Here is a 14,768-nt window from a genome sequence, read left to right on the forward strand (position 1 = left end):
CACTCATCTTCATTGGGAAATGATATCGCTCATGTCGGCAGTTCGTGGAATTCGAGGGGCAACCTCAGTCACGGTTGATGAACCGGAGGAAGTGCTTGCGGCTACACGCGAGTTACTCGAGGAAATTCTTTCGGCCAACCGCATCGATCACTTCGAAGACATTGTCTCGGCCATTTTTACCACGACGGAAGACCTCTCCTCCACGTTTCCCGCCGAAGCGGCGCGGCGTCTGGGGATGTCGCAGGTTCCGTTGTTGTGTGCTCGTGAGATTCCCGTCAGTGGCAGTATGCCGATGTGTATTCGCGTGCTGTTGCATGTGAACACCGAGCAAACCCAGGCGGAAATGCGGCACATCTATCTCCGAGAAGCACGCCGCCTGCGTCCCGACGTCACCAGTGCTCAATAAGCCGGTGTCGTGAGAGCGATTGCAATCGCCATTGCCATACTGTGACGGATATTTACGTCCGACATGACCATGTAGCGGCCTGCGCTGACGATGCGTGAGGCACCGCGTCTGGCACGGAAATCGTTTCGCGCGCAAACTTCTCTTTCGTCAGGTCCGAGAATCTGTTACAGGGTCTTTTCAGGTGACGGATCACCGACTTGTTCCGGAGAGGATGCATGGACGATTATTCAGACCCAGCGGATCGAAAAGATTCGCCCGTCTCCCGCCCGCAAGACCGGTCTGCATCGGCAGCCGATCACCCGGAACCGCTGATTCCGGAAGATGCCGGCTTTGGATGGCTGATGTCCGTGGGGGTGTTCCGTTTTCTGGGATATCTCCTTCGCACGACCGGAACAATTTTGCGGTGGGCCTTTGCGGTCGTGGCTTGGGTACTCTCGCCACTGACGGCACCGTTCCGCTCGGGACGTTACGCGGTCCTGAATTCCAAGAAGAATGCCAAGGCCACCGCTAAGGATATGTCGAAGCCATCGACGGCCGCCGTCGGTCATTGGTTGGGGCGTCAGCAGCGAGTGGCTTCGATCCGTCTGCGACAAGGTGTGATGTGGCTTGGCGATCGTATTCACCGCGACACGGCTTGGCTATGCGCGAGTATCACCGGAACCGCCGGATTGGTGCTGATGGCAATCATGCAGTTGATGTATGTGCTGCCGACCACCGCTTCCCTGTCGTCGCAAGATTCACCAACAGCCGTCGGACCGCACGAAGCCCGTGACTTGTTGCCGCTGATCACCAGCACGGGAACGTCGGCCACACCGGTTCCGTTCCCTATTGATCTGCCGGACTTCGCTCCGACGGGGAATTTCGACAAGCATCGTCTCGACGAACGCCCGGCTCTTGAGGTCTCCCAGACCGATCGTCCTTCGTTCGACCCAAGCAAGCCGTTTGTGCCGACACGCCCGGTCGCACGTCCGCCAGTGAACGCGGATGTTGAGCCAGCGGCGAACGAGAGTTCCGCGTCGACTCCACCGGCGATCAAAACGATCCCCACCGAGAGTGTGCCAAGTCCGCAGCCAACGGGATCGAACGATCCATTAGACAATCTATTCCCGCAGGATGGTTTGTCGTCGAACGTTCCGCCGCCCGCAAGTCCGCAGCCAAGTTCGTCGGCATTCGACCCAGTTGTTCCTACACCGATTCCCACTGCCGATCCACGAGACTCTCAACCGATTCCAGTGGAGATTGCATCGGACCCGGAACCGTGGCGTGACTCGGTTCCACTGCCGGCCGATGACCCACTCGACAGTTTGTTCGGGCCAGTGCCGCAGCCGAAGCCGTCGTCGGAACCGCTGCCAGCGGAATCGGTGACGCCGCCATCTCCACAACCCGCGCGATCCGAAGTTCCGTCCGCTCCCGCGGATACCGATCCGTTAGACGCGTTATTCGGGCCAAACCCGATGCCGCCGAAAACTGAACCGCCACAACCAACACTATCGGAACCTGTTCGTCCGGAACCAACACCCGCTCGTTCAGACGACCCGTTGGATGTCTTGTTTGCCCCGAGTGCAAAACCGCCCGCAACGACGCCAGTCTCGAATCCGGCAACGGTTCCGCCACGAACACCGGCGGCGCTCGTGGAACCCGAACCTGCTGCGGCTGATCCACTTGATTCCCTGTTCGGGCCAATGGTTGAGCCGCCCAAAACGGAGACGCCATCGGCACCACCGGAAGCCAAGCCGGACCTCGAACTCCCGGACTTTTCTCCGTCGCCACGTGAAGAGGACGTGAAGATCACGCCCGTCCCGGAAGCGGTCGATCCATTGGATGCACTCTGGGAGCCAACGACGAAACCGACACCGACACCAACGCCCGAACCGAGAACACCACCACAGCCAAACCGAGCGGAACCGAAACCAGAACGGCGGTCCGATGACCCGTTGGATTCCTTATTCAATTCGAAACCAGTGTCGCCGGAACCAGTTCCAACAACGGACATGCCCGACGTACCGGATTTCTCCAATCCCCCAACACCAACCGTTCAACCAACGGAATCGAAACCGGTTGGAAAAGACCCCTTGGATGGGTTGTTCGATTCGCCACCGATGTCGCCCGAACCGATGCCAACTTTAGATGTGCCGGATTTCTCGAACGGACCAGCGACTCAGGAACCACGACCGACACCGCAAACAGACGCAGTCGACCCGTTGGACTCGTTGTTTGGTCCACGAATGGATGACAACGATCGTGGCGAACGCCCGCTGCAACCAGAACCGGATTTCAACGCCGCTGGCCAGCCGAATGCCAACGAGAACAAACCAGCGATGAACGAATCATCGGTTCCGTATTCGGTGGAACCGCGACCGTCGATCGAACCGCCCATCGAACGTCTTCCGGTGGAGAGAAAACCGACATCGCCACGTGTGCCGGGGGACCCGTTGGATTCGCTGTTCCCAAGTGTGCCCAGCGCGACGCCTCCGCCGCCGCGACCCGTGACCGAACCGAAACGGGCCATGGTCGATCCCGAGGACCAGTTCGAAGTGCAGGTTCTTGCGTTGCCGCCGAGTGATCCCGCGACGTTCAATCTCTCCTCACGAATTCGACTACCGGACCGAATACCGCGTCCGACGACAATTTCCCGCGACCGTTGGGAACGAACCACGGGGGCCACGATTCAAATCGCGGCTCCCGTTCGGTCGTATCAGGAGCGGCTTTCGGACGAGACCCGCCGCCAACTCGAAGCGGACCTCAGTGACGGCCCCGCCAGCAATAATGTGCCGGTTGTGACTGCGGGCAATCGTGAGGATCACCTTCGGGAACATGAATTGGATGTGTCCGTCGAGAAACGCAGTCCGTCGCAAGTCGCGGCGAATCTGCCCACGCAATATGAAATCTGGGTGCACAATCGCGGTGGGAAACCGATTCCAAGTGTGGATGTCGACGACAACGTGCCACCAACGCATCGTGTTATTGCCGTCAATCCGCCGGCTCTGTTTGACCAGAATATGCTGCGTTGGCGATTGCGAGATCTGAAACCAAACGAGCGTCGCAAACTGACCGTGGAACTTGTCCCAACACAGACCGGCACGATCGAAACGTCGGCCTACGTGAAGGCGACGGTTACGGTCTCTTCGTCAACCAATGTCGAATCGCAACCGCTTCCCAATTTGAATCCGGAACCGACGCAACCGATTCCATCACGAACCGCAGCCCCGGAAACGAGACCCCAACCGCGGACTTCGCCAATCAAGTTGCGATTGGACATGGGGGTTCCTGACCGTCTGCGAATCGGGCAGCCCTGTGGCATCGTGTTCACGGTAACGAACAACGGCACCGAACAAGTCGAGGGCGTTTGGTTGCGAACCTCGCTACCGGAAACGCTCACTCACCGGATTGGTCAACGGTTAGAGTACATCGTCGGCCGCCTCGCTGCGGGGGAATCGAAGGAAATTCACTTGGCTCCGCAAGCGAGAACCGCTGGGCAGTTGCCAATCGACGCCGTCATTCTGGTTGATGGTGAGGAAGCGGACATCGCTAGACGAGAACCGGTGGTGTACGATCCCGGTTTGCGTCTACGACGGAAGGGTTGGCGAGAGATCACGGTGGGGCGAGCCGTGACTTTCACGAACCATGTCGAAAACCATACGGATCGGGACCTTCAGCGGATTCGCGTCGAGGAATTTGTGCCCAATGGGATGGAAGTTGTCGATGTGGGGCAGGGGGGAATCTACGATGAGGTCACTCACCGTATCACCTGGAATCTCTCGCTGATTCCGGCTCACCAAACACGAACGCTCGATGTCACCCTTCGTCCGCAGGATACCGGGCCGCACCGGACGGAAGTCTCCGCCACAGTCGGCGAAGACTCCGCGATGCCAATTATCGCCCGTGTCGAAGCGAAACCTGTCGACGAGCTTGCGACGAATCGGGTGGACCGATAACGGATCGATCAGCTGAGAAGGTTATCGCCACCGTTTTCCTGCTGATGAATGGTCACGGGCCAACCAGGGAATTGGTTGTCGGCGTTACCATCGGTGGCATCGACGAGGAAACGGAACGACTCGATAAGGTAGGTTTTCTCTTTCGGATCGATGGTGACTAAACCAAACCCGCTGCCTTTTTGATGGGCCTTTTCGTAACGGTTTCGTTTGGTTCCAACTTCGGGGTTTCCAACGGCGTACACATAGGCCTTGTTGCCGAACCCGTCGATGAATTCTCCGGTGTTCGCCAAACCGTGTTGCGGTCGATTCTCGTGGGGCATGCCGATCTCATCCGGACGCCACCATCGCGGATAACCCGCTGAGATTGCCGGCGTACAGAAGGACCAATTGCTGTCTCGCTGTTCGTCAACTCCGTATTGCACGAGCGTGGTGAGGTGCTGGTCACCATTGATGTGCAGCGGTTTCGCTTCACGGAAGATGCGGATGGCGTTGTTCCGCGGAGTTTGGGGCCAGCTCCCACAATCTAAGTCTGCTTTCAGGTAACCGTTGTAGCCACCATGATGCGTTGCCACTCCGGCGAAGACCGTCTGGCTGAGTAGGACTTTTAACGCATGACCGTCCCAGTTCCTGGCCCACTCTTCGAGGAATTCTTCTTGGCGTTCTCCGAGTAGAACCAAGCCGGGTTTGTCGAGCTTTTGTGTGTCGAAGTCAGGATCGGAGACGTGATCTGCCCGACCGCTACCGGTCTCGACCCGTTCGGGACCGCTCTTCCATTGTCGGTCGGCAACGACTGCAAAACCGACGTCACCGTAGATCATTACTCCGTAATAAACGCTGATATCCTGTTTACAGGGCTCGGGATCGTAGAAGTCGGGATGATGGGCGGTGTTGGTTTTGTGGACAACATTGACCATCCGGGCCGGCTCGCGATAGCCGCCTTTGGAAGACGTACTCCCGGACGTCATTTTCGCTCCACCTTCGCCCCAGATGTTGCCTTGAAAGACATCGTGATCATCGGGGAGACAGAGTGTCGGACGATCACGCATGGCTTCCCCGAAGGCCCAGCCATGTTGGTAGAATTTCCGCAGGTAGTTCAAGATGGCTGGTTCGGCGGGATCGCGGATGATGCCATAACCGCCGTGGTTCTCATAGAGTTGATCGCCGGAGAAGTACAGCATGTCTGGATCGAGCGCGAGTAAGTTGTTCGCGACCGGTTCGTAGGGAAAACCGTAATCGTTTTGGCAGGTCAGCGCACCGAGTCGCAATGGTCGACCTGCGGGATTTTCCCGAATGATTCCCGTGCGTTCCGAGACAGTTTCGGAGCCATCTTTGTGTTGCTCGCGATAGATCAACTTGAATGGCGTGCTCTGTTTTTCGTTCCAGTTGGGAATTCGGAATGTCGCGGTCCAGGCGTCGGTATCTAGTTTGGCTTCGCCGAGCGATTTCCATTCGTCGTTTAATTTGGCTTTGAGTTCGACGGTCTGATTGTCTTTCTCACCCAACGGCCCGGTGAGTGCGCTGATTTTCATCACGAAACCCTCATCGCTGCGGGAATCGCTGAGAGAGTACATCGACCAAAGGATCGGGCCGAATTTTTGTTCCGGTTTGACGGTGAATGCGTCTCCGCCGACCGTCCATTCATGGAACCGATATTGGGAACCGCGTCCGCCTTTGATCTTTGCATCGAGATTGTTCACGACAGCAATGTTGCCGAGGACGTTTTGCGTGGGCACATTCCGGACGATCACGCCATGCTGAGTACCGGTTTCGGGGTCGAGTACCGTCAGCGTGAGCTTGTACGCATCTTTGGCTGGTTCTCCCGTGAGCACCAAGCGGTAGGAACTCGGAATTTCGTCCATGTTCAGACCGGTCTTTTGCGGTCCGAGGACGAGTTGATTGTCGACCACGCCACAGGTGATGCCGTTCTTTGCAAAGCAGTTGCTACGGTATTCGTTAAGGTCGCTGCGAATGCCTACACGGAAGCCGAACCCACCATCCTTCTGTTTGACCTTCACGCGGGTAGCGTGCAAGGTCATTTGGAACTCGCCCTTGGGGTTTGTGAGTTGATGGGTAATAAGATGAATGTTGCGATCGCCTCCGAACGATTGGCATTCCGCGGCTCCGTCGACGATCCGCCAATTCTCCATCGGATTCGCCCACAAATCTTCCCCGAGCCAAACTCGATCGTGGGTATTGTGCCATTGGCTCTTGAAGCTCGGCGGTGCGGAATCCTTGGAGGCTTGAGCGTGAGAGCGTCGCGGCGATAAAACACCCGCCACACTAGTTCCGAGCGCGACGAATTTGAGAGCCATCCTACGAGTCAGCGAAGGCATATTGGACAATTCCTAATCATCAAATTGTGAGTTTGTTGGTCAAGTCGCGATGTATTGAAGACAACGCGATTGCTCATATTCAGGTCGCCGATGTTGGCGAAAATCGGTTAGCTCAACTTTTTCAGTCGGCTGATTCGGCCTGTGGCGACCCATTCGGCGACGAAGATGTCTCCGTTGGCCGCGAAACAGGCATCGTGGGGATGCACGAACTTGCCTGCTTGCCAACGTGAGGCATCGTTGCGGATGCCTTTTTTCGATGTCACACGTTTGACGTCGTCACCGAGTTGCGCGACGACTTCGTTCTTGTCGTTCAACAGCGTGACACGGGCATGGAGTTCCGGCACCAGAAGCAAGTCTTCCCACGTGTCGATGTTGGCGGGCAGACCGAAGCCGGTTTGTGTTCGCAGATATTTGCCATCAAGTGTGAGGTATTGCAATGTGTGATGGGCTCGGTCACAGATGACGACTTCGGGGTCTCCGTCGCCGCGACGGTCGATCCAAATGCCGTGCGGTGTGGCGAACTTGCCTTCACCCTGACCGGGGCCGCCGAACTTGGAAACCCAGTTTGCGTCTTTGTCGTACCGGTGAATGTAGAATGAACCGTATCCGTCGGCGAGCAGGAATCCGCCGTCATCCAGAAATGCGAAGTTCGTGGGAAGAAATCGGTCCCGCCCCCAAACTTTCTTGCGGTCGGTGTCTTCCTTGGCAGCGTAGACACCGGATTCCATCGGGGCGTACTTTTCCCAGACGGTTTCACCGGTGAGTGTCAGTTTTGCGAAGGCTTTGACTTGCTGATACGCACAGACGTAGAGAAATTCCTCGCTGCCTTCCTGACGGACTTCCAACCCGTGACCGCCGCCTTGGAATTGATTCCCGAATGCTCGGATGAATTTTCCGTTCGCATCGAACACGAAAATGGATGGATGGTCTTTGAGATTCGCACGGCCTTCGTGAATGACATACAGGTTGCCGGATTTGTCCACCGCGACGTTGTGTGTCGTTTGCCACGTGTATTCGCTCGGAAGTTCCGGCCAGTTGTGCTGGACTTCGTAGCGGTGTTCGCCTTCGCCGACGATCAGTGGTTTGTCGGTTTTCGCGGCGGTGATCACAGCGGGAGCAGCAACGATTGCGGCGGTCGCGGTCGCGGATTGAGCGAGGAATTCTCGACGGTTAACGGCGGACTTGGGCGCGGAAGTCATCGAGTCTCTCCGAACGGAAGGTCACGAGTTTGGCAGAATGTGTGCCCACATTGTGCCGTCTTCCGTTCGTGAGGGAAAGCGTATCGCCTTATTCCGGCCGGGGCATTGTGATCATCGATTGAGGCCGGCCGATACGGTTTTGGCTCGATCGTCCCGTGGAACCTCCAAAGTTCCCTACAGTTTGGCTAGGCGAATTCAGTCCGCCGGTGATCAACAACCCGTCGAGTTGGACGGCAGCCAAATTGAGTTCCCGCATGGCGGCGATGGCGTTGATTTGATTCTCGACATACGTTCGGCGAACGGTGAGCAGCCGAAGAAAACCGATCTCACCGGATTCGTATCCGCGGGTAGTCAAATCCAGTGCTTCTTGGGCCGTTGGGAGAATCTCGTCTCGATAGAGTTCAACCTGAGCCCGTGCGACTTCATAGCGTTGCACAGACTGAGCGAGTTGCTGACGCAGAGCAAGTTCCAATCGCTGTACGTTTTCGAGAGCCGCATGAAATGCCGCATACGCTGCGGAGATATTTCCTTGGTTCTTGTCGTGAACGGGTAGCATCACGCCCACTTGCAAACCGAACACGGCGTTATCGGCGGCGAAATCGTTCGAGACACTGCCTTGTAATTGGACGTCTGGAATGGGTTGAACTTGCTCGCGATGCAACTGGGCTTTGGCTTGCTCGACTTGTGCGTGTGCCGATTGCAAAACCGGGTTGTCTGCTTGCAGTCGAAGCCATTCCGATTCAAAATCGAGCGGCGTCGGATCGCGATCGAGTGTTCCCTCGAGCGGATCATTGGGAAGTTCATCGATCCCAATGAACGCGGCGAGTTCACGTCGCGTGCCAATCTGTCGATGCCGTGCTGTTTGTAAGATGACATCGACGGCATTCAATTCAATTTTTGCTTGGAGTACGTCGGTTTGCGGGACCTGACCAGCTTTCTTGAGCTCCTCAGCGGTCTCGAGTCCCTTGCTGACAATTTTGTGGAGATCTTCAGCGATCTCGACGGTTCTTTGGGCCGCGAGCAGTTGATAGAACTGGCTCCTGACGCTGTTGATGACGGCCCAACGTTGTGCGTTTGCCTGCCAACGAGATTGTTCGACGTTCCAACTGGCTGCCGCTTGGTTCAGCTCGAGTTTGTCGGCGGTCACGACGGTTTGATTGACGAACACGCCCTGACGACCAGCGGTTCCATCATCGTTGATTTCATCACCGACATAACCAGCCGTTGGGTTGGGATACAGACCGACTTGCAGCCAATTGCCCTCGGCTTGCCGCACAAGCAAACCGGCTTGTCGTAATGTTGGATTGTTCTCCAGGGCCATCGCTTCCAACGATTGCAACGTGAGTCCATTGGTAAGCGTGGTCGGCAACTGATCCGGGGCTGGCACCGGTGCCGGTGGCATTTCCAACTCGACCGATTCACCGGGAGATACTGCCGAAACCAACAGGGCTTCGCTCACCATTGGTTGTGTCGGGCGACATGCGGAAATTTGTTTCGCTGTCGGTTCATATGATGGCGGTTTGAAGTCTAGGTTCGCGCAAGACGAGAGCCCGCAAACCGCTAGCGTCCCCGCGATTCGTTGGATTCTCGACCACTTCAACCGGCGAGGTGAGGTGGGCCGTTCTGCCTGCATGTGTCTGAGATGGTTTGTCATGAGACTCCGCAGCCAGAATTCAGAGACGTCTGAAAGGGGATCGATACGTGAGTACTATCTGATCGTATCGGATTGATCGCCAATGACGCTTGAAACGATTTTGCGGACCCAGCCACGGTTGCCATTTCGATCGCACAGCCATCAGTCAATTGAGTTCAAGCGTTCTCGTTGAACAAAAAATCGGAATCTTCGCGCGCTGCTGAATTTCTGATGGGCACGAGACGTATAACGGGACATCAACACGCAACAGGAAATGCGATTGGTCGACGAGTTTGATTGGACTGGTAAATCGCTGTGAACATTTCAACGACGATGCGGCCTTCGATCCCACTGACCAACGGCGGGCGATTCTGACGGATACCCTGCAGAAAATCTTGAATCTGCAATTCGTGGTAGAACGTTGTGGCGTCGATCTCGGTGAACCGTTGACGATCTTCTTTTTCAAATTTCGCGAGTCGGTGTTCTTCACCAGAGATTGTCCAGAGATCGTTCAGGGGCGGGTCGGCGATGGATGACATCCCGGCGACAAACGTGGCTCCGGAATCGGTTTGGACCCCGACCGATGCTCCATTCGATCCGTGAATATGCACTTTCGTGTGGATGCCGGGGTTTTGGGAAAGACTCGTCACGATGTTGCCGAGTCCACCGGATTTGAACCGCACGATCGCTACGGAGGTGTCTTCGACTTCAATGTAAGGATGATTCAAATTGCTCCAGTAACCGGATATTTCCTCGATGTCTCCCATGAACCATTGCAGCATGTCCAACTGATGCGGCGATTGATTGACCAACACACCACCGCCTTCGGTGTCCCAGCGGCCTCGCCACGGGTCGGATTCGTAGTATGCTTGGTCCCGCCAACTGAACATCGAAAACGTGCCCAAAATTGGCTTGCCGATCTTGCCGGCATCAATCGCCGTTTTCATGCGTTGGACAGGTTCGAAGAATCGACGCTGACTGACGATTCCCAGTTGCACACCCGCCGAATCGCAGGCATCAAGCATTCGATCACAAGATTCCAACGAAGACGCCATCGGTTTTTCGACGAGAACGTGAGCACCCAGCTTGGCGGCTTCCACGCACGGTTGCTCGTGCAGCGGATGCGGTGTGCAGATCATCACAGCTTCGGCACCGGTTTTGCTTACCATTTCCGAAACGGAATCAAACGCCGAGACATGGTACTCGCTGGCGAACCGCTCGGCTCGGTCCCGTTGACCGTCACACACGGCGACGAAATTCGATTCCGCCAGCTTCGCCAAGGCTTGCGCATGAATCTGCCCCACCTTGCCACAACCAACAAGTGCTGTCCGAACCGGAACCATAGTTTTCCTCGTTGCACGGTCCGCAAGCCAATAACGAACTTGAAGCGGACACATCACACACAAATTCCGGCCGATCGGCCGAACGCATTACCATATCGAGAGTGTTGCCAAATCGGGTATGATTTGCCAACGCTCGCTGTAGCAAACAATTGAAGATGGAATTGATGAACGAATTCGAACAACAGATTCTCGACTACCTCACGCAGCCCGACTATAAGCCGATCAAGGCGTCTCTACTAGCAAAGAAGCTTCGGGTTCCAAAGTCGAAACTATCCGCGTTCCACGATCTCTTGGAACAACTGATTGAAGATGGCCAAGTCCGTGAGAACCGCAATGGACGGATTCGTCCGCGCGCACTCGCGGGGGAAGTTGTCGGCATCATCAAACGCGTGGGCAGCGGCGGCGGTTATGTGATTCCGCACGAACGCACCCCGGAGTTACAAGAACTCGATGTGTACGTTGCGCCTGAGGATGTAGCTGCTGCGCACACAGGTGATGAAGTCACCGTCCGTCTGTCGAACCGTCGACGCAGCAACGGGCAGCGTTGCGGCCGTGTCACTTCGATCATCCAACGGGCGACGCAAACCTTTGTCGGCACCTATTTCGTGGATGGCGAAATCGGTTTGGTGCGAGTCGATGGAACGACATTTACCGATCCAATTTTCGTAGGCGATTCCCGTGCGAAGTCGGCCCGGCCTGGTGACAAAGTCGTCATCGAGATGCTGCGGTTTCCGACTCCGCGTTATGAAGGTGAAGGCGTCATTACGGAAGTGCTCGGCGCGTTTGGTGAACCCGGCGTGGATATGCAGAGCATCATCCACGAATTCGGTTTGCCGCAAGCATTCCCGGAAGATGCCTTGCAGGAAGCACGTGAGCAAGCGGAGTTGTTCGACGAGGAAGTTGTTGGCGACCGCGATGATTTCACGAAGAACATCACAGTAACGATCGACCCCGTCGATGCCCGAGACTTTGACGATGCGATTTCGCTGAAACGGACTCGCAAAGGGCATTGGCAGTTGATGGTGCATATTGCTGATGTCGCTCACTTCGTGCAAAAGGGGTCGCCGCTGGATCGGGAAGCCTATGATCGGGCGACGAGTATCTATCTTCCCGGTCGTGTGATTCCGATGCTCCCGGAATTAATCTCGAATGGTCTTGCGAGTCTTCAGCAAGGAAGAATTCGCTACACCAAGACCGTGGAAATCGAATACACCCCGGATGGCATCCCTGTGGATGTGCAATTCCACAATTCGGTCATCAAGGTGAATAAGCGATTCGCGTATGAAGAAGTCATGCCGATCATTCGGAATCCCGACAAGCACAAAGGCCGAATCAGTGCGAAGGTTCGCCAAATGTTGGGATGGATGCACGAACTCGCCATGACACTTCGCAAACGCCGCTTCGAATCCGGGGCGTTGGAACTGCATCTGAAAGAGGTCAAACTCGATTTTAATTCCGACGGTGCCGTGAGCGGAGCGCACACTGTCGAGCATGACGAGAGTCACCAGATCATCGAAGAGTTCATGTTGGCCGCCAATATCGCTGTGGCGACGGCGATGGATGACATGGAGTATCCGTTCCTCCGTCGGGTCCATCCAGAACCGGACGAACTCAAATTGAAGGCATTCGCAGAGTTTTCAACGGCACTTGGGTTTCCGATCAAGAAGTATCAAAGCCGATCGCATTTGCAGGCGTTAATTGACGATGTCCATGCGAAACCGGGTGAGCAGGCAGTGAATTTCGCGTTGCTTCGCAGTATGAAGCAGGCGTCATATTCGCCGGAGGAAGTCGGACACTATGCATTGGCCGAGGAGAACTATTGTCACTTCACCAGCCCGATTCGGCGGTATCCCGATTTGACCGTGCATCGGTTGTTCGATGAAATCGTCAAGCACAACAAGAAGGCCCGCTTTGACAATTTCTCGGAACTCGCGAAACAAGGGCGGCATTGTTCCGACCGTGAACGCCGAGCTGCGACCGCTGAGCGTGAACTGACGAAGGTCAAATTGCTCACGTATATGGAGAGCCAAGTCGATGAGACGCTGGAGGCCGTCATCACTGGGGTTGAACGCTTCGGGGTGTTCTGCCAAGGCGTCGATGTGCCCGCCGAAGGCATGATTCACGTCACCGCCTTGGAACCGGCGGACTATTACGACTACGAGCAATCAACCTTCGCATTTGTGGGGCGTCGCACTGGGGCCCGGTTCCGTTTGGGGGATCGCATTCGCGTTGTTGTTGCACGAGTGGACGTCGATCGCCGCGAACTCGATTTCCGTGTCGCACCAGACAACGCACCGAAAACGAAGAAGTCAAAAACGAAAAAGAAGCCCAAGCCAAAGCCCAAGAAGACGATTCGCGTGAAGCGGAAACGCCGGAAATAGTCGATCGGCGTGCCATCGAGTTGCATTGGTTTTGGGATGGGCACCCTCCCTTTGGAATGGTTCTTGCTTTGGTTGGAATCTAGTCGAGCACACGAACACTTTCAAAGATGGAAATATCAGTCATGAATCGTTTTGAGGGAAAGAAGATCCTCGTTACTGGCGGGTCCGGTGGCATCGGGAAGGCAACCGCACTGCAGTTGGCCAAAGAAGGTGCCGAGGTGCTGGTCACTGGTACGAACGAGTCCAAGTTGGACGATGTGCAATCAGCCCATCCGAACATCACGGCCATCAAGAACGACGCCGGTGATCCACAAGCCGCCGAGAAACTAGCCGGGGCAGTCAAAGAACAATTCGGGCAACTCGACGCCGCGTTCTTGAATGCGGGCTATGGTCAGTTTGTTCCCCACAATGAAGTCACGTCCGACTTGTTTGATTCGCAATACGATGTCAACGTTCGGGGACCGATACTCCATGCGAAAGTCCTATCGCCACTGATCAAGGACGGCGGGAACCTGCTGTTCACGACTTCGGTTGCGACATACTTGGGGATGGATGGCGGAGTGCTTTACAACTCGACCAAGGGAGCTCTGCGGACTGTGGTGCGTGTTCTTGCGAGCGAACTGGCAGACCGCAAGATTCGTGTCAACGCAGTCGCTCCCGGTCCTATCGGTTCCGACTTCTTCGACCGCACCAACATGGGCGACGACGAACAAGAACAGATGACCGAGCAAATCAAGCAACAAGTTCCATTGGGGCGATTTGGCGAGCCGGAAGAAGTCGCTGAAGTGGCAGCGTTCTTGATGTCCGACGCCGCGTCTTATGTCTCCGCTGCTGAATTCGTTGTCGATGGCGGAATGACACAACGCTAGACGATGGATATCCATTCAACATAGCAATCAAAAAGAGCCGGGGCCGTCGTTGGTTCCCGGCTCTTTTTTTGTGATTGGTTTTCCATCGGGCGAGGTTTATTCGAGCGAGTTCAAGTATGCAGCGATGGCAGAAGCATCCTCGACGGTCATTTTGTAGGGGGGCATTGGGGCATCCGGTTTCGGACCACGCGGGCGTTTGGCGGTGGTGAGGAGCATGACCAAATCCGCTTCACTCCATCCCCCTGGCAAACCAGCGATCGAAGGTGCATGAAACGCCCATTGCGTCGAGCGATACGGGCTAGCGACAGGGACGGGAGCACCTTCGAAGAGTTTGCGGGAATCGATTTCGCCATTGGAACGACGCGGCGAATGACATTGCACGCACATTGCGACTTCCGTCGCGAGATACTTCCCGCGTTCGATCTTGCTCATGTCGCTGGACGATTCCGATTTCTTTGGGTCGTCATCCTGGCCAACGACATCCGTTGGAGTTTGCATCATAAATCCCACGCAGCCAACAAGAACCAGCAGGGCCAAACCCGAGCGGATTCGAATCCAGATACTCACCGTACGTCTCCTTGAAGTTGGATTGTTCACAATCGAATCATAGTCGTTTCAGCAACGAAAACCAGCCGACAAGAATCGCGGCGTGTTGACCGCCTGTACTGG

The 14,768-nt window shown here is 55.9% G+C and carries 9 protein-coding genes; 4 read left to right on the plus strand and 5 right to left on the minus strand.

Features of this window, described 5'->3' with window-relative positions:
• Positions 1-31: 31 nt before the first annotated feature.
• Both aroH and G6R38_RS09860 read left to right on the plus strand, forming a co-directional pair.
• Positions 32-406 carry a chorismate mutase gene (gene aroH, locus G6R38_RS09855; protein WP_166823644.1) on the plus strand — a complete coding sequence of 125 codons (375 nt, stop codon included), beginning with the start codon at positions 32-34 and terminating at the stop codon, positions 404-406.
• A gap of 215 nt (positions 407-621) precedes the next feature.
• The gene (locus G6R38_RS09860; protein ID WP_166823647.1) at positions 622-4,341 is read left to right on the plus strand and encodes a COG1361 family protein; all 3,720 of its coding nucleotides are present in this window, start codon (positions 622-624) and stop codon (positions 4,339-4,341) included.
• An 8-nt stretch (positions 4,342-4,349) separates the two neighbouring features.
• Here the strand turns inward: G6R38_RS09860 and G6R38_RS09865 are convergent, their stop codons facing one another.
• From G6R38_RS09865 to G6R38_RS09880, 4 genes are all read right to left on the minus strand, one after another.
• The gene (locus G6R38_RS09865; protein ID WP_166823650.1) at positions 4,350-6,674 is read right to left on the minus strand and encodes an alkaline phosphatase D family protein; all 2,325 of its coding nucleotides are present in this window, start codon (positions 6,672-6,674) and stop codon (positions 4,350-4,352) included.
• Between the two features lie 107 nt (positions 6,675-6,781).
• Complete coding sequence (locus G6R38_RS09870; protein WP_166823653.1) at positions 6,782-7,873, minus strand: NHL repeat-containing protein; 1,092 nt, start codon at positions 7,871-7,873, stop codon at positions 6,782-6,784.
• A gap of 88 nt (positions 7,874-7,961) precedes the next feature.
• The gene (locus G6R38_RS09875) at positions 7,962-9,335 is read right to left on the minus strand and encodes a TolC family protein (protein WP_166823656.1); all 1,374 of its coding nucleotides are present in this window, start codon (positions 9,333-9,335) and stop codon (positions 7,962-7,964) included.
• Between the two features lie 428 nt (positions 9,336-9,763).
• Positions 9,764-10,849 (minus strand): Gfo/Idh/MocA family protein, encoded by a 1,086-nt coding sequence (locus tag G6R38_RS09880; protein ID WP_166823659.1) that lies wholly within the window; start codon positions 10,847-10,849, stop codon positions 9,764-9,766.
• 164 nt (positions 10,850-11,013) lie between these two features.
• Between G6R38_RS09880 and rnr the strand changes: the two genes are divergently transcribed.
• Positions 11,014-13,230: a ribonuclease R gene (gene rnr, locus G6R38_RS09885; RefSeq protein WP_206028528.1), complete on the plus strand. Its 2,217-nt coding sequence runs from the start codon at positions 11,014-11,016 to the stop codon at positions 13,228-13,230.
• A 122-nt stretch (positions 13,231-13,352) separates the two neighbouring features.
• Positions 13,353-14,099 carry an SDR family oxidoreductase gene (locus G6R38_RS09890; RefSeq protein ID WP_166823666.1) on the plus strand — a complete coding sequence of 249 codons (747 nt, stop codon included), beginning with the start codon at positions 13,353-13,355 and terminating at the stop codon, positions 14,097-14,099.
• 96 nt (positions 14,100-14,195) lie between these two features.
• On the opposite strand, the gene G6R38_RS09895 is transcribed toward G6R38_RS09890, so the two are convergent.
• On the minus strand, positions 14,196-14,666 hold the full coding sequence (locus G6R38_RS09895) for a c-type cytochrome (protein WP_166823669.1): 471 nt from the start codon (positions 14,664-14,666) through the stop codon (positions 14,196-14,198).
• Positions 14,667-14,768: the final 102 nt, after the last annotated feature.

Origin of the sequence: Thalassoroseus pseudoceratinae (genome assembly GCF_011634775.1) — a bacterium.
Classification (GTDB): domain Bacteria; phylum Planctomycetota; class Planctomycetia; order Planctomycetales; family Planctomycetaceae; genus Thalassoroseus; species Thalassoroseus pseudoceratinae.

Bases quoted from the DNA above. Each gene is read 5' to 3' on its own strand.
- aroH (WP_166823644.1), top strand. From the start codon at position 32: ATGTCGGCAGTTCGTGGAATTCGAGGGGCAACCTCAGTCACGGTTGAT.
- rnr (WP_206028528.1), top strand. From the start codon at position 11,014: ATGAACGAATTCGAACAACAGATTCTCGACTACCTCACGCAGCCCGAC.
- G6R38_RS09890 (WP_166823666.1), top strand. From the start codon at position 13,353: ATGAATCGTTTTGAGGGAAAGAAGATCCTCGTTACTGGCGGGTCCGGT.
- G6R38_RS09875 (WP_166823656.1), bottom strand. From the start codon at position 9,335: ATGGTGAGCGAAGCCCTGTTGGTTTCGGCAGTATCTCCCGGTGAATCG.
- G6R38_RS09860 (WP_166823647.1), top strand. From the start codon at position 622: ATGGACGATTATTCAGACCCAGCGGATCGAAAAGATTCGCCCGTCTCC.
- G6R38_RS09870 (WP_166823653.1), bottom strand. From the start codon at position 7,873: ATGACTTCCGCGCCCAAGTCCGCCGTTAACCGTCGAGAATTCCTCGCT.
- G6R38_RS09865 (WP_166823650.1), bottom strand. From the start codon at position 6,674: ATGCCTTCGCTGACTCGTAGGATGGCTCTCAAATTCGTCGCGCTCGGA.
- G6R38_RS09880 (WP_166823659.1), bottom strand. From the start codon at position 10,849: ATGGTTCCGGTTCGGACAGCACTTGTTGGTTGTGGCAAGGTGGGGCAG.